Genomic DNA, 20,859 nt, shown 5'->3' with positions numbered 1-20,859 from the left:
AACCTTCAAACCTTCAAACCTTCAAACCTTCAAACCTTCAAACCTTCAAACCTTCAAACCTTCTAACCTTAAACCTTCAAACCTTCTAACCTTAAACAATAAACACTATTAATCTGTCTGGGGCATTTGAATTTTAACTGCTCCTTCTGGTGTGATGATAACTTTACCACCTAGGGCTTCAATTCTACTAATGGCTATTTTGCTAGTGCGAGGGTCAGGGGAGTTATTTAAAACCATTGACCAAGCACTCACTTGAGCTATCTTACTAGTAGGATTTCGACTGATAAATTCAGCAGTGTTGCGGGAAATTTCAGCAACGTTTTGACTTTGTTCATCAGGGGATTGACTTGCCCAATCGGCTGATTTTTCAAAGGATTGTTGGGCGGCTTTAGGGTCACCCAAAAATAATAATTCATCAATTCCTTTGTAACGCCACACATAATAAGACTGAGGAGGAACTTTAGGGGATAGTGACTGGAGTCCTTTTTCCATTAAGGCGACCGATTTTTCTGGCATTCCTGCATATAAGGAGCTACTGCTAGATAGAAAGAAATACGCTGTTAAAAATTTGGGGTCTCGGTTTATAATAACCTCAAAGTACTCTGGGCTAAGCTGATAGCTGGTAATTCGGCGAGCGTCTTGATCACCAAAGTATTGAAGGAAATTCAAAAATACCCAGTCAGCTAATACATTATCGAAGCCAAATGTAGGTAGTCTCTCAAGCAGATTTAGATACACTTGTGTTGCTTCTACGTCTTGCTGGAGGTCTGCAGGTGAGGTGTTTTTGGAGCTTTGTTTGAGGGCATTGAGTTGGGGTTGCTGTAGCTTTCCAACTGCTACTATACAACCTAGGAGAATTATGATTGCTCCTAGGGATTGGGTTAGTCTTTGAGGAAATTGCCAAGGCATCTGTTGTCCAAGATGAAGTATTAAGTATCAAGTACCGACGCGACTATCAAAAGATTCCCACTTTACTCTCAATTAACTCTGAGGGTAACTCTTCGAGAAACTGAGAAGGGTTAGCTGGTTCCCGATTCCCATAAAAGCGTCGCTCATGAGCATGGGACAAAAACAGTTGTTCCTGAGCGCGAGTAATCCCTACATAACACAGACGCCGTTCTTCTTCCAATGCTACAGGATCTCTGAGACTACGACTGTGAGGAAACAGTCCTTGCTCTAGGCCGACTAGAAAGACAATGGGAAATTCTAGCCCTTTAGCAGAGTGAAGGGTCATTAAAGAAACTGCTTTTTGCCCCTCTTCGAGGTTATCCATGTCAGATGCAAGAGTTGCATTAGCAAGAAACCCTTCTAAGCTCGTATCTTCGTTTTCTTCTTGAAATTGCAGCACTGCATTAAACAATTCCACAATATTTTCCAATCGATTCTCAGCTTCTTCAGTTCCTTTGTTTCTCAAATCGCCAATATAACCAGACTCCTCCATAATCCCTTTGAGAATTTCTAATGCTGTTCGGTCTTCCAATTGCTCCTGCCATTGAGACATAAGCTGAGCAAATTTATTGACTGCTTTAGCTGACCTTCCCGCAAATGTATGAACTGAGGTTTCATCACTGAGAATTTCCCACAGGGGAACTCCTAATTCTTGGGCAGCTGTGACCAGATTGTTAATGGTAGTTTGTCCAATACCTCGTCGAGGAGTATTGATAATGCGCAATAGACTAACAGTGTCGGATGGGTTTGCGATCGCTCTGAGGTAAGCCAGAGAATCTTTAATTTCTTTACGGTCATAGAACTTTAACCCACCAACTACAGTATAGAGAATATCTGCTCTGATCAAGACATCTTCAAAGGCACGGGATTGAGCATTAGTACGATAAAGAATAGCAAAGCTGCCTCCATCGATTTCTGGATTTTGTCGTTTTAGCTGGATAATTTTACTGACTACAAACTGAGCTTCTTCCAATTCGTCATCAGCGCTATAAAAATAGATTTTTTCCCCGACACCCCGTGTTGCTCGCAGAACTTTATCAATCCGCTGGGTATTATTTTCGATCAGGTGGTTAGCAGCTTGAAGAATATTTTCCCTAGAGCGATAGTTTTCTTCTAGCTTGACCATAGTGCGAGTATCTTCGTCGGGTAAACCGTCACCAAAGTCTTGCTGAAAACCCAGAAGGATGGTGAAGTCTGCCATTCGGAAACTGTAGATAGAGTTATGACTCAGCAATCCATCGCTAAAGTAGACATGGTGCTTCTCTACCTCTAGGCTATACACCAAGCCACTGTATTCCTGACGCTGAATCCTAATCGGTTTCCAAGCCACTGTTTTACCACCCTGATAGACGGCTATATCCATCAGTTCTGGTAATAAATTAATCGCTGCTAGCTCGATAGTACTTTTACCCCGTCCGCCTTGATAGGTAATGTCAGGGCTGTAAATGGGGTAGTTTGGGTCGAGTCCAAAGTCTTGAAGACAGGAAATCCCCCGTTCTGGTAACACATCACCCAGTGCATTAAATAACTGCTCCAGCATCTGACGGGTGTACTCAGTGGCACCATTAATTGCTTCAAACGGGGCAGTGGGAATACCATAGCGAGCGGCAATATAAGAGACTTTGAAGGAAGCTTCTGTCCGATTGTCGGTTGTCATCAGAATCCAAGCGGCATCTGCTTTCTCAACCCTGGCTCGATAGCCTAACTGAAATCCACCATCGCTTTTAAATAGCTTGCACCATCCGACTCGGTACCACTGACCTCGGCGGATTAGGTAGACAACATGAGTCTTTTCCTTAGCTTGCTGATTCCACCGAATTGGCCATCGATGGTTTGGTGTGGAGCGAGTAGTTTGGCTATCAACCGTTACCTCAATCAGATGGCCACTAAAAGGACGACTGGCTTTGTTGAAACGATAACCTTCCACTCTGCCAACTACTGCGGAAGAATGAGGGTTATAGCTGACTAACCGATGTTGATTTGGGTCTAGTGCTTCGATGGGAACATATCCTTCAGTAGTCAGTACCTGAGTACCCGGTGGCTGACACTGGTCTGCATCCCCTACTACAAAAACTGAGCGATTCTGCCAATCCCACTGACTCTTTCGAGTTTCGCCATTGGTAGTCAACAAGCGAATCAGTTCATACTGAATCCGATTGGTATCTTGATACTCATCCACTAAAATGTGATAAAATTGCTGATGCCAGTAGCTTAAGACCGACTCATTCTGTTGGAATAGCCTCATTGGCACTAAGATGAGGTCATCAAAGTCCAAAGCATTGTTAGCAGCTAACTGCTCTTGGTAGTGACTATAGACATCAGCAATCACTCGTCCCCGGAAATTGGACTGTTCTCGCTCAAACTCCTGGGGAGATAAACCGCGATTTTTGGCATTGCTGATGGCATAGCGCACAGAACGGGGGTTAAATTTGTGGTCATCAAGATTTAAGGTTTGAGTGACAATGGTTTTAACCACGCTCTGGGCATCGGATTCGTCAAAGATGGAAAAGTTCCGATTCCACTTCCGTCCCTGATCATCTTGGTATTTATTGATATCGAACCGGAGAATCCGAGCAAATAGACTGTGGAAGGTGCCAATCCACAACGGTTTGGTGATTGTTCTGTAAACACGCGATCGCAACTGGGTTTGTTGGTCTTCTGGCAGAAGCTCCAACCGTTGACCATACTTCTGTTCCGCCAGCTGCTGAGCAAATATTTGCTCAATCCGCCCTTTCATTTCCCGTGCGGCTTTGTTAGTGAACGTCACCGCTAAGATATTTTCTGGTGAGACCTTGTGTTTGAGAATTAGATTAGCAATACGATAGGTCAAGGCTCGGGTTTTGCCAGACCCAGCACCAGCAACGACTAACAAGGGACCGCAGAAATGTTCAACGGCTTGAAGTTGGGAAGGGTTGAGGTGGCTCAGGAAATCAGGGGTTGTACTCATAGGGGCGGATAAAATGCGATCGCAGATCTAGCTAGATCTATTTATCTTATAGCTGAGGCTACTCTAATGTTTAGTGTTTCCAGTGTGATTCTAAATATCCGATGACCTAGCAGGGCTCAATGCTTAATGAAAACTTTCCCTACTCTCGATTCCCGATTCCCGATTCCCGATTCCCGATTCCCGATTCCCGATTCCCTATTTGAGATCTTGACTTGATGGTTTACACACGCCCCCTCGCTCGCCTAATTGAAGAGCTACAACGCCTGCCTGGAGTTGGTCCAAAGACTGCTCAACGGCTAGCCCTTCATATCCTCAAGCGTCCAACACCGGAAGTCAAAGCCCTAGCGCAAGCGTTGGTGGAAGCCAAACAACAAGTTGGTTTTTGTAGAGTATGCTTTCACTTGTCTGCTGAACCGGTCTGCCAAATTTGCCGCAATTCCAACCGGGACCAGAAGACTATCTGTGTAGTTGCCGACTCAAGGGATGTGATTGCCATCGAAAAAACCCGCGAGTACCGAGGCCAATACCACGTTCTGGGAGGAGTGATCTCCCCTATGGATGGCATTGGTCCAGAACAACTCCATATCCAGCAACTTGTACAACGAGTCAGCCAGAAAACGATTCAAGAAGTCATTTTAGCCATCAATCCCAGTGTAGAAGGGGAGACAACCACACTATATATAGGTCAACTGATCAGGCCGTTTACCAAAGTGACCCGAATTGCCTTTGGTTTACCCATGGGGGGAGACCTAGAATATGCAGATGAAGTCACCCTAGCTAGAGCCTTAGAAGGACGTCGTGAGTTGGACTAATTGGGCTAAGAATTGGTGAAGGATGAAGTATCAAATCGCAAGATATTTCATCCTCCATCCTTCCATAAACTACTTCAACTTTTGCTTAATAAACGTCACCAGCTGACCTAACTGTTTCTTCAAGGCATCAATTTCCTTCTGCATTTTGGCAACCTTTGCCTTCAACTGCGCAATTTCTTGAGCTGATGCGACTGACGACTCAGCGGTAGCTGCACTAACTGCTGCTGGTGCAGGAGTTGCTGGTCGCTTCTTAGCCTTTTGCATAGATTCTTTGATAGCGTCCGTCAGCTGCTTTTTATTAAAAGGCTTTTCAATAAAGGAAAAATACTTAAAAGGTTCTTTAATTTTAGCAGTTACCTCTTCTTTTCGTCCTGACATTAATACCAGAGGAATTTTTTGTAATTTAGGCTCACTTTGAAGTTTCTCAAAAATCTCAAGTCCACTCATTTTTGGCAGGATAAAATCTAACATTATAAAGTTAGGATCTTCCTGGTAAATTAAATTAATTCCCTCCACCCCATCTTTAGCTTCGAGGACTTCAAAACCCGGAGGTAACATCTCTTTGACACGCTTGCGGATTACCGTACTATCATCGATTACCAGGATTTTATGACTTGCCACGACTGACTCCTTTCCAAGGTAGTTTGAGGTAATTTTAAAAAAACAAATGTTGAATGAAGCGACTGTCGCCGACTCCAGAGGCTAATGTGGACACCCTAACTTAGGATCAGGGGAGTGCCAGTTTGCCTAGCGATGATCGACAAGTCACGACCTACCCAACTAAGATAACTCAGCCCTATCAATCTATAGCCATACCCAGATAAAAAGGTGTGGGAGATATGACAACCTATCCCTATAGCAAAGGGAACAGGGAACAGGGAACAGGGAACAGGTAACAGGTAACAGGGAACAGGGAACAGGGAACAAACATTCTCTCAATTGATTTAGGATTGCTATAGTTAGTGCCATTCTAGGGTAAGACCCCACACCCGTTCAGGGTGAACCTGTGTTGAGGCTCCCCCGTCGGAATGCGTTCGCTAGCCAACGCCCTTCGGGCTAATCGCTTTTAGCGGAAGCGTTTCGGCAAAGCCGTTCGCTTTTAGCGTGGCCTTTGGCCTCCGCTACGCGAACGCAAAGCGTGGCCATTCGCGTAGCGTGGCCCAAAGGCCAAGGCCTCAGCTTCATCGCGCCCCGCGTGACCTAGAGCCAATCGCATTCCGATGCAAAGTACTTGGTATGGTTCAGTTAGGATTAACCAGTTGCTATTGCGGCCTAACGTTACCCTACACCCGGTCACCCCACACCCCAACCAGACACTGATTTCTCGGTATAATCAAAACAACTTAACTGCCAATCTTTTGTTTCGACAACCAACGACGCCAAGTAACCCGGCGCAGGGGTTAAACCAGCGATAGACCAACGGTAAACTGCCTGAGGGTCTTTGTTGATGCTGAGCAAGGCAGTTGGTTGAGCTGGATTTACAGAAACTTCGACTTGTTCCAAGCCAGCTAATCCTTCACCAATGGCTTTTAGATAGGCTTCCTTACTGGTCCATCCCTGAAAAAATGCCTTGTGCTTTTGTTCCTCAGACACAGAACAAATCACGGCATACTCTTGGGGGGAAAAGAAACGTTGAGCGAGTTGCTCAGCATCTGGCATTGGTCGCAGATATTCTAGGTCAACGCCAATGCGCTGATCTCGGGTAATAGCATACAGAATTAGTCCATGAGAGTGAGATACATTAAAACGGAGTCTTCTGCCCCCAGAGGTTTCCTTGAGGGCTGGCTTGCCCCGCTTTCCATAACAAAACTCCACTTGGTGTGGGTTCATGCCCAAATAGCGACCCAAGATTTGGCGCAAAAGACCCCGACCTGCTATAAAATGCTTTCTATCCCGCTCAAAGTAAAATCGCTGAGCTCTTTGCTGCTCATCTTCAGAAAGAGTAGTTGCCAATTTTTGAATCAATAATTCACTCAGCTCCAACTGCGCACGCCAGAGATGGACATCATGGTTCAATAGTTGCAAATGTGTTGGGGGAAGTAGCCACACTGGGGTCATGGTTCAAGAAAAACTTATAAAGATTTGTAGTTTCACAGTTACACCCGATAGTCAGACCAATAGTCAGATTTCATAAATTTAATAATTTTTACAGATAGCCAATAACTTGCCTTAGTATTAAAGTTAATGTAAAGATGTTAAGCTGCCATGAGATTTCCAAAGAAATTTAAATTCTTGTTCCTTAATTACTCCAAAGAACCTCAAACCCGTAAAATAGATCAGCTTTGTATAGGGAATAGATAGAGCCTATGAGTTTTCTCCCATCTCCATCTAATCAAGATTCAACCTTCCCGGCTACCTCTGACCTGTTTCTGCGACATCGACTTAAAGTTGTAGAGGATTTGTGGGAATCTGTTCTCCTATCTGAATGTGGTCAGGAACTCGTTGATTTACTCAAGCAACTGCGGGAATTGTGTTCTCCAGAAGGACAAGCCACTGAAGATCCTAAATCTTCAGTAGCTGATTTAATCCAACAGCTTGACCTTAATGAGGCTATCCGGGCATCACGAGCCTTTGCTCTATACTTTCAGCTGATCAATATTGTCGAACAACATTATGAACAGCGAAATCAACAACTCTCAAGACGCCGTTCCTACCGAAGAAGCACTGAACCCGAGTTAACCCCCTTCAGCCAAGGTATTTTAACAAAAAATGGTAATTCGTCTTTCTCAACTGTTGTAACAGTTGAGCAAGAGGTGGACATAGGCAATGATGTTACTCAACCAGGGGGTGCCGTTACCAATGTTATCGAAAAGAGCCAGCAAGAAAACCAAGGATCTGAAAGAAAATTAGGGCTACTAGATTGGTTATTTCCCCACTTGCATAAGCAGAATGTGCCACCAGGTCAAATTCAGCGGCTGATTGATAATCTTGATATTCGTTTAGTTTTCACAGCTCACCCTACTGAAATTGTCCGTCGTACCATTCGGGGTAAACAGCGACGGATGGCTAAGATTCTCGAACAATTAGACCAAGCGGAGCAAACCTATGGTACCTTGGGAATCACTTCGTCCTGGGAGGTGACTGAATGTAGCCAAAAGCTTATGGAAGAAATTCGCCTCTGGTGGCGCACCGATGAGCTACATCAGTTTAAGCCGGGAGTACTTGATGAGGTAGATTACACTCTTCACTACTTCCAAGAAGTACTGTTTGATACTATACCCCAGTTGTATAGTCGCTTCAAGCAAGCCTTAAAGGGTTCATTCCCCTGGCTGAACCCACCCGCTAAGAACTTCTTTAATTTTGGCTCTTGGGTAGGATCAGACCGGGATGGTAATCCTTTTGTCACTCCCCAAATTACCTGGCAAACTGCCTGCTATCAACGAGATTTGGTGCTGGGTAAATATATAGGTGAGGTTAAGAATCTGACCGAATTATTGAGTCTGTCGTTGCACTGGTGTGATGTGCTACCGGAACTGTTAGACTCTCTAGAACAAGACCGCTCTCAATTGCCAGAGGTTTACGAACAGCTCGCCATTCGCTATCGGCAAGAACCCTATCGACTCAAACTGACTTACGTTAAGCAAAAACTCGAAAACACCCGTGAGCGAAACCAACAGCTGGCCAATGGTATGCCTGTACCAGATGAGATGGCTAATGGTAAAAGCTGGAGTTTTTACCGCTCTGGAGAAGAATTCTTGGCAGAACTAAAGCTGATTGAGAGTAATCTGCTGGAAACCGGGTTGAACTGTCGTGAGTTAGACAATTTAATCTGTCAGGTGGAAATTTATGGCTTTTACCTGGCTCACCTAGATATTCGCCAGGAAAGTTCTCGCCACTCAGAAGCCCTTAGTGAAATTGCTGAGTACCTGCAAGTTTTACCTAAGCCCTACAACTTGCTATCGGAATCCGAAGCATGCTTGTGGTTAACCGCTGAGTTGCGAACCCGACGTCCATTAATCCCAGCAGAACTGCCATTTTCGGAAAAAACCTGTGAGACTATCGAAACCTTCCGGATGGTGCGGCAGCTGCAACAAGAGTTTGGTCCCCAAATCTGCCAAACCTACATCATCAGCATGAGTCACACGGCCAGCGATTTGTTGGAAGTCCTCTTGTTGGCGAAGGAAGCTGGTCTGTATGACCCAGCTACTGGTCAAAGTACCATTCGCGTGGTGCCACTGTTTGAAACAGTGGAAGACCTTAAGCGTGCTCCAGCAGTGATGAAATCCCTGTTTGAGCTACCCTTGTATCGTGCTAGTTTGGCTGGTGGATATCAACAGATGCAGGTTAGCTCAAATAACCGTCAACTAAATAACCTACCCTACTCGAACGCCAAAGCTGAACAACCAAATAACCCTGGCCTTAAGGCCACGCTACGGGAAAAAGGGTTAACCTCTTCTAACTTACAAGAGGTAATGCTCGGCTACTCCGACAGTAATAAAGATTCTGGCTTCCTCAGTAGCAACTGGGAAATCCACAAAGCTCAGAAAGCCTTAGAGCACATGGCCCAAGAGTATGGTATTGGTTTACGGATCTTCCATGGTCGTGGTGGTTCAGTGGGTCGTGGTGGTGGCCCATCTTATGAAGCTATCTTGGCGCAACCAGGCCGCAGTATCAATGGCCGCATCAAAATTACCGAACAGGGGGAAGTCCTTGCTTCTAGGTACTCTCTGCCAGGACTAGCGCTCTATCATCTGGAAACAATAGCCACAGCAGTGATTCAAGCTAGCTTACTCAATAATGGCTTTGATGATATCCAGCCCTGGAATGAAATTATGGAGGAGTTAGCTCAGACCTCCCGTAGCCATTACCGAGCTCTGATTCACGAGCAACCGGATCTGGTAGATTTCTTCCATCAAGTGACACCGATTCAAGAAATTAGCCAGTTGCAAATTAGTTCTCGCCCTGCACGGCGTAAATCAGGGAAGAAGGATTTAAGCAGTCTGCGGGCAATTCCTTGGGTCTTTAGCTGGACTCAAAGCCGCTTCCTGCTACCGAGCTGGTACGGTGTTGGCACTGCCCTACAAAGCTTTGTTGATCAGGATCCAGAGGAAAATATCAACCTATTGCGCTGTTTCTACTCAAAATGGCCCTTCTTCAAAATGGTTATTTCCAAAGTAGAGATGACCTTAGCCAAGGTGGATTTACAAATTGCTCACCACTATCTCAAGGAACTTTCAAACCCTGAAGACCTGGAACGCTTCGAGCATTTGTTTGAGCAAATTGCTAAGGAATTTAACCTTACCTGCAATTTAGTCTTGACGATCACAGGACACCAAACACTCCTAGATGGCGACCCAAATTTACAACGGTCGGTACAGTTGCGTAATGGTACTATCGTTCCCTTAGGATTTTTACAGGTATCTTTGCTCAAACGCCTGCGTCAACATAGCAACCAGGTAACATTGGGTATGGTTCAATCCCGGTATAGCAAGGGAGAGTTACTACGAGGAGCCTTATTGACGATCAACGGTATTGCTGCTGGCATGCGTAATACTGGCTGACCTGTAAAGAATGGAAAATGAAGGATGAAGGATGAAGGATAAAAAACGAACCAATGGCGAAGTTATTCGCTGTCAGTCTTTTTTTGTCCGGAATCCTTGTAATTGCCAATTTCGCCTAATGATTAAATAGATGTTCAACTCTGTTGATATCCTTGTGGCGGTGTCTGGCTTGCATCCTTTGTTTCCATTTTCTAATCTCGATCGCCGTTTTTTCTGTAGGAGGTGTGTACTTCTGATTTTTACCGCTGTCTTGCTTTGCCTGTCTTTGGTGTTGATTAGCTTGAGGTTGAATAACTAGAAACTCGGCAAGATTCTCTTGAAGTGATTTATTATTCAAGGCTCTTAGGATTGCTCTTGCGTTTGAATAACGATCTTTGAGGGAAATAGCTAGCATCCTGTTGAGAATATAAGCAAAGGAATCACTTAAGTCCAATGCTTTACGCCACTTTAGTTCACCAGTTTGGCGATCGCTCTGAAATTGTAGGGGGGCTTTTCCAGTCAGTAGGTAAAGACAGGTAACCCCTAGGGAATAAATGTCACTGCCATACACCGGTCGTAGGGTAAACTGTTCCGGTGGAGCAAATCCTACCGTACCGATGAAATGGGTAGTTGGGTTTCTGACACTGTTATCGGATGCTTGGGCAATTAACTCCTTAACTGCCCCAAAATCAATTAGTACCAACCGACCATCATCATTATTAGAAAGAATAATATTCTGAGGTTTGATATCGCGATGTATTACCCCATGGTCATGGATATACTGCAATAACGGTAGTATGTCTCGCAGAAAACTTTTAACGGCTCCTGGGGATAAGCAACCAGAACGCCTAACCAACCTAGCTAGGGTAATGCCTCGAATGTACTCTTGAACCAAGTAGAATTCTCCATGGTCTACGAAATAATCGAGCAGCATGGGGATCTGGGGGTGAGTCCCCAGTTTGTTCAAAATTTTTGCCTCTCTCTCAAACCGCTGACGAGCGTTATGTAATGCTTTTGGATCACTGAATTTGGGGCAAAGTTGCTTGATAACACAAAACGGCTGACCCGGTAAGGATGTATCTTTGGCTAGAAAGGTTACACCGAAACCACCTCGACCAATCATCCGTAACACTTCATAGCGTCCGCGAAACAGCTGCTTTTTGCCACAAAGCTGACCTAACTCGGTATTCTGTAAGACATCACTGTGAAAATGAGATAGCTTGACTTGCGGGAAATTCATTTATTTGTATATAGAAGGAGTAGCCATCAGCACCAATATGCTTTTAGTTTAGGCAAAAATATAGGGGTTTGGATGAATTCTTCAGAGAGAAAAAAAATTTCCTACAGTTAATTAAAAATTAGGTAAAGTTGGTTGATAATACAGGGGTAAACAGAAACTATGACTATGCATCACAAACTAAACGAAGCCTTAAACCAAGGTCGTTGCCTGAAAGTAATTAGTGGCTTAAATACTTTTGATCCCCAGAAAGTTGCTGCTGTAGTCAAAGCAGCTTCACGGGGTGGAGCGACTTTTGTCGATATTGCCGCCTCCCCCGATATAGTTAGATTGGCACGAGGGTTAACGGATTTACCAATTTGTGTTTCTGCTGTAGAACCAAAGCAGTTTGTTATTGCTATCCAAGCTGGCGCTGATCTGATTGAAATTGGTAACTTTGATAGCTTTTATGCTCAGGGTAAGTGGTTTGATGCTTCCGACGTATTAGCACTGACCATTGAAACCCGTAAATTACTACCTAATATAACATTATCAGTAACTGTTCCCCACATTCTAAAGTTAGATCAGCAAGTAGAACTAGCGGCAGAATTAGTCAAAGCAGGTGCCGATATTATTCAAACTGAAGGGGGTACCAGCAGTAAACCTCGCTCCGCTGGCACCTTGGGTTTAATTGAAAAAGCGGCACCAACCTTGGCAGCTGCCTATGAAATTTCTCGTGCTGTCTCAGTACCAGTGTTGTGTGCTTCCGGATTATCCAGTGTGACCGTTCCCATGGCCATTGCTGCTGGTGCTGCTGGTGTTGGTGTTGGTTCCGCTATCAATCAGTTAGATAGCGAAGTGGCAATGGTAGCAGCGGTTCGCAGCTTGGTAGGAGCCCTGGAAGGTGTCAAGGGTCAAGGGGTTAAGGTTTGAAGGTTTGAAGGTTTGAAGGTTTGAAGGTTTGAAGGGTTGAAGGGTTGAAGGTTGAAGGGTTGAAGGGTTGAAGGTTTGAAGGGTTGAAGGTTGAAGGTTGAAGGTTGAAGTTTTGAAGGGTTGAAGGTTGAAGGTTTGAAGGGTTGAAGGGTTGAAGGTTGAAGGTTGAAGGTTGAAGGGTTGAAGGGTTGAAGGTTGAAGGGTTGAAGGTTGAAGGGTTGAAGGTTGAACGCGATCGCGTGGCCAAAGGCCAAGGTTAAATGTTAGATGGTTGAACGCGATCGCGTGGCCAAAGGTCAAGGTTAAATGTTAGATGGTTGAATGTTAACATTTAACCTGTTAACCTTAAACCTATTAACCTTAAACCTATTAACCTTAAACCTATTAACCTTCAACCTGTTAACCTTCAACCTTCAACCTTCAACCTGTTAACCATCAACCTGTTAACCTTCAACCTTCAAACTAAACAATCCTTCAATCCATAAACCACCTGTTGCTGTTCCTCAATGGTAAGTTCTGGGAACATTGGCAAGGACAATACTTGATGGCAGACTTGCTCAGCAACTGGAAACTGACCGATGTGATAGCCTAAGTCTTTGTAGACTGGCTGCAAGTGTAACGGCAGGGGGTAATAGACCATAGAACTAATACCTGCCTGCTTTAATTTTTGGCGCACCTCGTCCCGATAGTTGCTATTGCTGCTATCTTGAGTTAGGCGAATGGTGTACTGGTTCCAGACACACTGTCCCCCAGGGGTTTCCCGAGGCAGGATTATCTCAGGTAATGGCTCCAATAACTGGTGATACCGGGTTGCTACCTGACGACGGGCATTGTTCCAACCATCGAGATAGGGTAGCTTTACGTTGAGAATAGCGGCTTGTAGGGCATCTAAACGGCTGTTGATACCATTGACTTCATGGTAATAACCAGAGGATCTGCCGTGGTCTCGCAGCATCCGTATTGAGGCCGCAACAGTTTTGTCATTGGTGGTTACCGCACCACCATCCCCACAGGTTCCCAGATTCTTGGTGGGATAGAAGCTAAAACAACCAATATGTCCAATACTGCCAACCTTTTTTCCTACCCATTCAGCACCAGTCCCTTGGGCGCAGTCTTCAATGACTGCAAGACAATGAGTCTTGGCGATATCCATCACAGCAGTCATATCCACTGGCTGTCCGAATAGGTGAACTGGTATAATTGCTCTAGTATTATGGGTAATTGCTTTCTCAATCTGATTGAGATCGATATTAAAGGTTTCGGGATTGATATCGACAAAGACTGGGGTAGCACCAACTTCAGCAATTACTTCAGCGGTAGCGATGAAGGTGAATGGTGTGGTAATTACCTCATCACCAGGTCTGATATCTAAAGCTCGCAGGGCGAGATAGAGAGCGTCTGTGCCAGAGTTACATGCAATGCATTCCAGGGTACCGGTGTAAGCGGCAAACTGTTGCTCAAAGTGCTCTACCACTGGACCACCAATATAACGTCCAGAAGAAAGAACGTCACCGACAGCAGCACTGACTTGTTCTCCAATAACTTGGTACTGCCGTTTTAAGTCAAGAGGGGGTATAGTATTCACTTGTTCCTCACACCTTTAATTGCTTTCAATTAAAACAGAATTTTTCGCAAAAAGGGTTCAAATTTAACCTGTAGCGTAATTTTTGCTCCTGGCCTTGAAGGTTATCTGGTTGAAGGTTATCTGGTTGAAGGTTGAATGGTTGAAGGTTGAATGGTTGAAGGTTGAAGGTTGAATGGTTGAAGGTTGAATGGTTGAATGGTTGAAGGTTGAACGCTGAATGGTTGAAGGTGAGATGGTGAGATGGTGAGATGGTTTGAAGCTGGGATGCTGGGATGGTTGATGGTTCAAAACTAGTCTTCAACCTGTTAACATTCAACCTGTTAACATTCAACCTATTAACCTTGGCCAATAGGCCACGCGATCGCGTTCAACCTGTTAACCTTCAACCTGTTAACCTTCAACCTGTTAACTTTCAACCTGTTAACTTTCAACCTGTGAACCTTGAACCTGTGAACCTCCAACTGCCATCACAATTAACAAACGATCTGACACAATGGATTAAAACAAATTAGCTGTGGTGGTTGGTGGATTCTTTAATTGAACTCGGTCTGAGCGATTTAGCTTGGGGATTGGGCATGATGGCGATCGCAATTGGTTTATCCAGCTGGCAAAGGCTGGGTTTGGAAGTTCAACTAGCGATCGCAACTGGCCGAACTATCATACAACTCATGGTTGTGGGATACGTGCTGGCTGTGATTTTTGCCTTAGATCACCCGATCCCTGTTTTAGCTATCTTAATGGTAATGCTGACTATTGGTACGATTACTGCCCGCAATCGGATTAGTAACCACAAGATACCGAGATTGTTACCAATAGTATTCAGTTCCCTGTTCTTCAGTACAGCATTGACCTTAGTCTATACAAATCTATTGATGATTCAACCAGAACCTTGGTATTCACCCCAGTACCTGATTCCCTTAGGAGGTATTGTGCTGGGCAATGCCATGAATGGGGCTGCGATCGCAGGGGAACGGCTAGTTAGTACTATTAGCAAGAGCACTCTGGAAATCGAAACCCATTTAAGCTTAGGGGCAACGGGACAACAAGCAGTAGCCGGTTACCGTAAGGATGCGATTCGGGCTGGGTTGATTCCTACTCTTAACTCCATGATGGTAGTGGGATTGGTTACTTTACCAGGAATCATTACAGGTCAATTGTTAAGTGGTATTGAGCCCTTGAATGCTGCTTCCTATCAGATATTAATTATGTTTATGCTCGCATTTACTAATTTGATCGCAACCTTATTGATAACCTATGGGTTGACACGGCAATTTTTTAATCAGTCTGAGCAATTAACGATATAGCATTTATCAATTGGGTGAGGTACACAGTCACGGGGTTAATCTTAGTAGGGAGTCAAGGTAATAAAATTGAGTGTACCTCATACCCATTATTCTTGAGGCAATTGAGCAAATTCTTCTGAATAGACTTCAATCACCATATCTGGATCATCACGCTCAGCAAGCGATCGCATAACCTGACCCAACAATACCGGTTTGGATACACCAGCTTCCGGATGGATAATCGTCCGGGCTCGAATCGTTAACTGGTTATTTGCGCCACCGAGGCGTCCATAGGAATAAAAATTACTAGCAGCTTGGCGCAGTGTTGCTTCTACTTCCGACTCTGTCGCAGTAGGGGACAAAGCAATGACTATTTGGTTGCCACCATTATCGTAGACTACAGTATATCGGATTGCCCCTGGAATGCTAGTACGGGTAAAGGGTACTAAGGATAACGAGAAAAGGCTAGCTGTTAGCACCAGCATAAACCCAGTGACTCCCACAAGGCGAAACCGGAGGCCCCATTTGAAGATAAAACCAATTATAGCAATCAAGCCACAGGCTAAAGTCAGAATACCTGCCCATTGAGTGTAGATCAGAAAATCAGCTGTTGTTGGCATAGTTTAGAGAATTGGTAATAGGTAATGGGTAATTGCTAATGAGTAATTGGTAACTGACCGGTGACCGAACTAGACTTGAGTACATTAGGAGGTTGAGCAATACCTGTGCAAGAGGCTGTGCCTGATAATGGTTAATCCCAATGGGAAAATTGATACAACAATTGGTACAACAGTAGAACAACTGACCGATAGGTTTAATTCTCCTTTTTCCATTGTCCATTTTCAAGCACTATATTAGACTGCTATGCTAAGAGCCGGAATTGTTGGACTGCCCAATGTAGGCAAATCAACCTTATTTAATGCCCTAGTTGCCAATGCCAAGGCAGATGCTGCGAATTTCCCCTTTTGTACCATTGAGCCGAATGTCGGTGTAGTTGCTGTCCCAGATCAGCGGTTGCAGGTTCTGGCAAAGATTTCTGAATCTGATAAAATCGTGCCAACTCGGATTGAGTTTGTGGATATTGCTGGTTTAGTCAAGGGAGCCAGTAAAGGGGAAGGCTTGGGTAACCAGTTTTTAGCCAATATCCGAGAAGTCGATGCTATTGTCCATGTGGTGCGCTGCTTTGATGATGATGACATCATCCATGTTTCCGGCTCCGTTGACCCAGCTCGGGATATTGAAGTCATTAATTTAGAATTAGCCTTAGCGGATTTAGGGCAAGTTGAACGCCGGATTGAGCGTACCCGGAAGCAAGCTCGTAGTAACAAAGATGCCAAGATGGAACTTGATGCCTTGGAAACCTTGAGTGCTGGGTTGAATGAAGGCCAATTAGTGCGCCAGATTAGTTTAACAGAAGAAGAAGCCGAGTCAGTCAAGCAATTGGGGTTACTGACCAGTAAGCCAGTTATCTATGCCGCTAATGTATCTGAAGATGACTTAGCCACTGGTAATGACTGGGTCGAGCAAGTGCGGCAAATTGCTGCTACCGAAGATGCTCAAGTGGTAGTGGTTTCTGCTCAAGTAGAATCAGAACTAATTGAGTTACCTGAGGAAGAGCGAGAGGATTTTCTTCAGTCCCTTGGTGTGGAAGAAGGGGGATTAAAATCTTTGATTGGTGCTACCTACGAATTGTTGGGCTTACGTACCTTTCTCACCACTGGTCCCCAGGAAACCCGGGCCTGGACTATTACTGCTGGTATGAAAGCCCCCCAAGCGGCTGGGGTAATTCACACGGATTTTGAGCGAGGCTTTATTCGAGCAGAAACCATTGCTTATGGAGATTTGGTAGCTGCTGGCGCGATGACGGCTGCTAAGGAAAAAGGGTTAGTTCGCTCAGAAGGTAAAGATTATGTTGTGCAAGAGGGAGATGTGATGCTTTTCCGCTTTAATGTTTAAGTAGTGGTGCTCTAGGGGGTTATACCCATGGATATTGTTAGTCTTTTAATTGCATGTTTGGTTACTGCCATCAGTTTGTTGATCATTTCCAAACTCCCAACTGGTGTCGAGATTGATAGTTTTGGGAAAGCATTGGTTTCAGCAGTGGTGTTCGGTATTCTCAATGCCCTATTGAAACCAATCCTGGATGTTTTAGCTCTTCCTCTTACTATCTTGACTCTTGGGGTTTTTGCTGTTGTGGTCAACGCCATTATTTTTGGCTTAGCCGCTGCTTTGGTAACGGGATTCCGACTGCGCTGGGGATTTTGGAGCGCTTTGATTGGCGCAATTGCCCTTGGTTTCGTGAATTCTTTGATCTATAAGCTGCTCGGAACCTTGACTTGATTGTTGGTTACTAACAAGTAAACACAACAGGGCAAAAGGAGAAAAAAACTCTAACTCCTTGTCTTGTAAGCACTACACGGATATAAAAACACTGAACACGGATAATAAATGACTATTTTATCTGTGCATCTGGGTTAAACCATCCGTGTAGTCTTCATTTGTCTTGAAATATCCACGCCCTACTCCCTACTCCCTACTCCCTACTCCCTACTCCCTACTACTTTATACCTCACCCAATTGAGAACTACTATATGAATTCAATCGCACCAGCAGTCTACATCATCGGTGCTGGACCAGGGGCTCCAGACTTATTAACTGTCAAAGCCTTGAAAATACTCCAAAAGGCAGATGTTATTATAGTGGCAGATTCTCTAGTGCCCAAACAGATGTTAGAGAGTGTTCGTGCTGATGCCGAAATTATTCGCTCTGGCAACAAAACCCTGGAAGAGATTGTGCCACTGATGATTGAACGAGTGCGATCGCATAAATCTGTGGTCAGGCTACACTCAGGAGATTTGACTCTATATAGTGCTATCCACGAGCAAATGCAAGCTCTCTCAGAAGCCTCTATTCCCTTTGAACTTATCCCAGGCATCAGCGCCTTTCAAGCAGCAGCAGCACAACTTGGTGTTGAGCTAACTATACCGGGACTAGTACAAACGATTATCCTGACTCGGATTAGTGGTCGTGCTTCTGCAGTGCCCGACTCAGAAGAATTAGCATCCCTAGCTGCCCATCAAGCTAGTCTGTGTCTCTATCTCAGTGCTCGTCATGTAGAAGCCGCTCAAGCCAAACTCCTAAAACACTATTCTGCCGATACACCAGTAGCTGTTTGCTTTCGCATTGGTTGGCCAGATGAAAAAATCTGGCTAGTTGACCTTGAAAACATGGCAGCAACGTCTCACGAGCACAATTTAATTCGGACAACCCTTTACTTAATCAGTCCAGCACTAAAAACCGCTTTAAACCCTGATAGCCTTAAAACCCGTTCCCGTCTCTATCATCCTGAGCACTCTCACCTATTTCGTCCTCAGCCCTCTATTGGATAAGATATATAATACAAAGTTAATTTTTGTATGGAAGTGTGAAGGAACTTAATTGCCCAAAGTGTACAGGAAAATTAGAGCCAGTTACCTGCCATGACATTGAAGTAGACCGCTGTGTTAACTGCAAAGGCATTTGGTTTGATTCCCTTGAAGCAGAAATACTCAAAAAGATTAAAGGTTCTGAGAATCTAGATATTGGAGACCCGGAAATTGGCTCTGAGCTGAATCAGATCAATGATGATATTTACTGTCCCCGCTGCGGAGCTAAAATGGTCCGGATGCTTGATATTGATGAGTACAGCATCTGGTACGAAAAATGTTTTGAATGCCACGGGGTTTGGCTAGATGCTGGGGAATTCAGGCAGTATAAGCATAATTTTCAGCCCAGAGGTGTCCTACATCGAGTTAAACGCATGTTTAGACCCCAAAAGGACATCCCCAATCCTGTCTTTTAAACGCCAAAATTTTGTACACTAATTGCCATTGACCGTTCGCGCAGCGATGCAGCGCGGTCTTGGGGGAAACCCCCATGAGCGACTGCATCAAGACAGCGTCGGGCTTTGGCCAAAAGGTCACGCTACGCGAACGCTAAGAACTTAGGGAGAAAGACTCGTGTTAGACGAACAAGCGAAAAAGACCATGCTGCGCAAAATTCCCCATGGTCTATATATCTGTGGGGTCAGGGATGGTGAAGAAACAATCAACGGCTTCACGGTCAGCTGGGTGATGCAGTCTTCTTTCAAACCGCCACTAATCGTTAACTGTGTTAAACAAGATACTGGCTCCCACGGCATCATTAAGAAAACAGAGGTATTTGCCCTAAGCTTCCTCGATAGTGGGCAAAAAGATATGGCAGCAAAATTTTTCAAACCCCAAAGTCGCGTTGGTAATAAGTTTGCTGATGTAGAATTTTACTTCGGAGAGGTAACTGGTTGTCCGATTATTTCTGACTCCCTCGGTTATGTAGAATGCCAGGTCAGAGGGAGTGTGGAAGAAGGCGATCACACAGTATTTGTTGCTGAAGTTGTTGGTGCTGGCATTCATCGGGAAGGAGATCAGTTGTTACTGGAAAGCACTGGTTGGCAGTATGGCGGTTAGAGCTATCAGCAATCAGCAATCAGCAGTCAGTTGCGTAGGGTGCGTTAGGGGCGGGCTTGCCCTCATGTTTTACCTCTTCGCGCCGACAGCCCGCCCCGTAACGCACCACCCAAGGACCCGCTGACCACTGACCACTGACCGCTGAAAATTTCAACTGTTCAAAACCTCAACAACTAGAGTGTGATATCAAAACTATGCCGCTAATTAAAGTCCAAACTTCCATTGATGCTCCAGAATCAGCAGCGGTTGAAGGGTTGCTGAAAAGCCTTTCCGGAAAACTAGCCGAGCATGTGGGAAAACCAGAAGCTTATGTGATGACAGCGTTTGAGCCTGGTTTGGCTATGACGTTTGCTGGTAGCTTTGACCCAGTTTGCTATGTGGAAATTAAAAATATTGGCACCATGAAGCCAACTCAAACTAAGGCCATGAGTCAGGATTTTTGCAAGACGATTAATGAGACCTTGGGTGTAGCACTCAACCGAATTTATATTGAATTTGCTGATGCCCAGAGACATATGTGGGGTTGGAATGGGTCAACCTTTGGTTAGACCTTAGACCTGGCTCAGCTGACCTTAAAGTCAGAAATCGTCTCAATCCATACCCGTGCTCCACAGTGTAGGGGGCTATCTGGGCGATACATGACCCGACAGGGGCCATTGACTTCTACGGTATGACCGTAAGTGTTATTAGAACCTCGTTTGACCGTAATCACCGGATTCCGTTCGCCAGTTTTGTGATTTTGGCGAATCACTTTCTGGTTCACGTGGATCACAGCTTTAGTGTAATTTGTACGCTTTGACCAATTCCGCTTTGGTCCACGAGTGCCAGGGGTAACCACGGGCATGCCATCAAATAAGGGAATCACCCAAGTTCTACCGACTTTATAAGCACCTTTAACTCTGCCCTTGCTCAACAGGAAACGGACGCGAGTAGCAGAGATACCTAGTAATTCAGCGGCTTGTGCGGTAGAAATCATCATGGCGAAAAACCGTTGTGTTTACGATACTATTTATAGTAACACGATTTTTTAAAAGATGCAAGTGGGTGCTGTGGGTGTTTAAAAAAACTATTGCATTCACACTATGGGGGCTATAAGTGGTTAACGTGGAGAGTTAGAAAAACTATTGCATTCACACTATGGGGGCTATAAGTGGTTAACGTGGAGAGTTAG

The 20,859-nt window shown here is 44.8% G+C and carries 18 protein-coding genes; 10 read left to right on the top strand and 8 right to left on the bottom strand.

Annotated features, from left to right (window positions below):
- Positions 1-108: 108 nt before the first annotated feature.
- Positions 109-909: a hypothetical protein gene (locus AC4II3_RS11645; RefSeq protein WP_488008632.1), complete on the bottom strand. Its 801-nt coding sequence runs from the start codon at positions 907-909 to the stop codon at positions 109-111.
- A 46-nt stretch (positions 910-955) separates the two neighbouring features.
- Positions 956-3,895, bottom strand: coding sequence for a UvrD-helicase domain-containing protein (locus AC4II3_RS11640; RefSeq protein ID WP_488008634.1), 2,940 nt, complete (start codon positions 3,893-3,895; stop codon positions 956-958).
- Positions 3,896-4,110: 215 nt separating this feature from the next.
- On the opposite strand from AC4II3_RS11640, the gene recR reads away from it, so the two are divergent.
- Positions 4,111-4,707 (top strand): recombination mediator RecR, encoded by a 597-nt coding sequence (recR, locus tag AC4II3_RS11635; protein ID WP_293017409.1) that lies wholly within the window; start codon positions 4,111-4,113, stop codon positions 4,705-4,707.
- A gap of 69 nt (positions 4,708-4,776) precedes the next feature.
- Here the strand turns inward: recR and AC4II3_RS11630 are convergent, their stop codons facing one another.
- Both AC4II3_RS11630 and AC4II3_RS11625 read right to left on the bottom strand, forming a co-directional pair.
- Positions 4,777-5,328 (bottom strand): response regulator, encoded by a 552-nt coding sequence (locus AC4II3_RS11630; protein ID WP_488008637.1) that lies wholly within the window; start codon positions 5,326-5,328, stop codon positions 4,777-4,779.
- A gap of 672 nt (positions 5,329-6,000) precedes the next feature.
- The gene (locus AC4II3_RS11625) at positions 6,001-6,765 is read right to left on the bottom strand and encodes a 4'-phosphopantetheinyl transferase family protein (protein ID WP_488008639.1); all 765 of its coding nucleotides are present in this window, start codon (positions 6,763-6,765) and stop codon (positions 6,001-6,003) included.
- Between the two features lie 248 nt (positions 6,766-7,013).
- Between AC4II3_RS11625 and AC4II3_RS11620 the strand changes: the two genes are divergently transcribed.
- Positions 7,014-10,208: a phosphoenolpyruvate carboxylase gene (locus AC4II3_RS11620; RefSeq protein WP_488008641.1), complete on the top strand. Its 3,195-nt coding sequence runs from the start codon at positions 7,014-7,016 to the stop codon at positions 10,206-10,208.
- A 115-nt stretch (positions 10,209-10,323) separates the two neighbouring features.
- Here the strand turns inward: AC4II3_RS11620 and AC4II3_RS11615 are convergent, their stop codons facing one another.
- Positions 10,324-11,427 (bottom strand): protein kinase domain-containing protein, encoded by a 1,104-nt coding sequence (locus AC4II3_RS11615; RefSeq protein ID WP_488008643.1) that lies wholly within the window; start codon positions 11,425-11,427, stop codon positions 10,324-10,326.
- Between the two features lie 159 nt (positions 11,428-11,586).
- Between AC4II3_RS11615 and AC4II3_RS11610 the strand changes: the two genes are divergently transcribed.
- On the top strand, positions 11,587-12,336 hold the full coding sequence (locus tag AC4II3_RS11610; protein WP_488008645.1) for a DUF561 domain-containing protein: 750 nt from the start codon (positions 11,587-11,589) through the stop codon (positions 12,334-12,336).
- Between the two features lie 457 nt (positions 12,337-12,793).
- Here the strand turns inward: AC4II3_RS11610 and AC4II3_RS11605 are convergent, their stop codons facing one another.
- Positions 12,794-13,921, bottom strand: coding sequence for a DegT/DnrJ/EryC1/StrS family aminotransferase (locus AC4II3_RS11605; RefSeq protein WP_488008648.1), 1,128 nt, complete (start codon positions 13,919-13,921; stop codon positions 12,794-12,796).
- Between the two features lie 524 nt (positions 13,922-14,445).
- Between AC4II3_RS11605 and AC4II3_RS11600 the strand changes: the two genes are divergently transcribed.
- Entirely contained in the window at positions 14,446-15,225 is a 780-nt protein-coding gene (locus AC4II3_RS11600) for an ABC transporter permease (RefSeq protein ID WP_488008650.1), read from the top strand.
- Positions 15,226-15,311: 86 nt separating this feature from the next.
- Here AC4II3_RS11600 and AC4II3_RS11595 read toward each other — a convergent pair whose 3' ends face one another.
- Positions 15,312-15,824, bottom strand: coding sequence for a DUF2518 family protein (locus AC4II3_RS11595; protein ID WP_488008651.1), 513 nt, complete (start codon positions 15,822-15,824; stop codon positions 15,312-15,314).
- A 244-nt stretch (positions 15,825-16,068) separates the two neighbouring features.
- On the opposite strand from AC4II3_RS11595, the gene ychF reads away from it, so the two are divergent.
- The 6 genes from ychF to AC4II3_RS11565 all read left to right on the top strand — a co-directional run bounded on the left by ychF (position 16,069) and on the right by AC4II3_RS11565 (position 20,236).
- Positions 16,069-17,160, top strand: coding sequence for a redox-regulated ATPase YchF (gene ychF, locus AC4II3_RS11590; RefSeq protein ID WP_488008653.1), 1,092 nt, complete (start codon positions 16,069-16,071; stop codon positions 17,158-17,160).
- 27 nt (positions 17,161-17,187) lie between these two features.
- The gene (locus AC4II3_RS11585) at positions 17,188-17,544 is read left to right on the top strand and encodes a phage holin family protein (RefSeq protein WP_488008655.1); all 357 of its coding nucleotides are present in this window, start codon (positions 17,188-17,190) and stop codon (positions 17,542-17,544) included.
- A 251-nt stretch (positions 17,545-17,795) separates the two neighbouring features.
- Positions 17,796-18,593: a precorrin-4 C(11)-methyltransferase gene (gene cobM / locus AC4II3_RS11580; RefSeq protein ID WP_488008657.1), complete on the top strand. Its 798-nt coding sequence runs from the start codon at positions 17,796-17,798 to the stop codon at positions 18,591-18,593.
- A gap of 35 nt (positions 18,594-18,628) precedes the next feature.
- Positions 18,629-19,045: a zf-TFIIB domain-containing protein gene (locus tag AC4II3_RS11575; protein WP_488008659.1), complete on the top strand. Its 417-nt coding sequence runs from the start codon at positions 18,629-18,631 to the stop codon at positions 19,043-19,045.
- 157 nt (positions 19,046-19,202) lie between these two features.
- Positions 19,203-19,688: a flavin reductase family protein gene (locus AC4II3_RS11570; protein WP_293071402.1), complete on the top strand. Its 486-nt coding sequence runs from the start codon at positions 19,203-19,205 to the stop codon at positions 19,686-19,688.
- Positions 19,689-19,882: 194 nt separating this feature from the next.
- Positions 19,883-20,236 carry a phenylpyruvate tautomerase MIF-related protein gene (locus AC4II3_RS11565; RefSeq protein ID WP_488008661.1) on the top strand — a complete coding sequence of 118 codons (354 nt, stop codon included), beginning with the start codon at positions 19,883-19,885 and terminating at the stop codon, positions 20,234-20,236.
- 14 nt (positions 20,237-20,250) lie between these two features.
- On the opposite strand, the gene AC4II3_RS11560 is transcribed toward AC4II3_RS11565, so the two are convergent.
- On the bottom strand, positions 20,251-20,667 hold the full coding sequence (locus tag AC4II3_RS11560) for a helix-turn-helix domain-containing protein (protein ID WP_488008663.1): 417 nt from the start codon (positions 20,665-20,667) through the stop codon (positions 20,251-20,253).
- Positions 20,668-20,859: the final 192 nt, after the last annotated feature.

Source organism: Moorena sp., from assembly GCF_982860115.1.
This window is presented reverse-complemented; position numbering and strand designations above follow the sequence as displayed.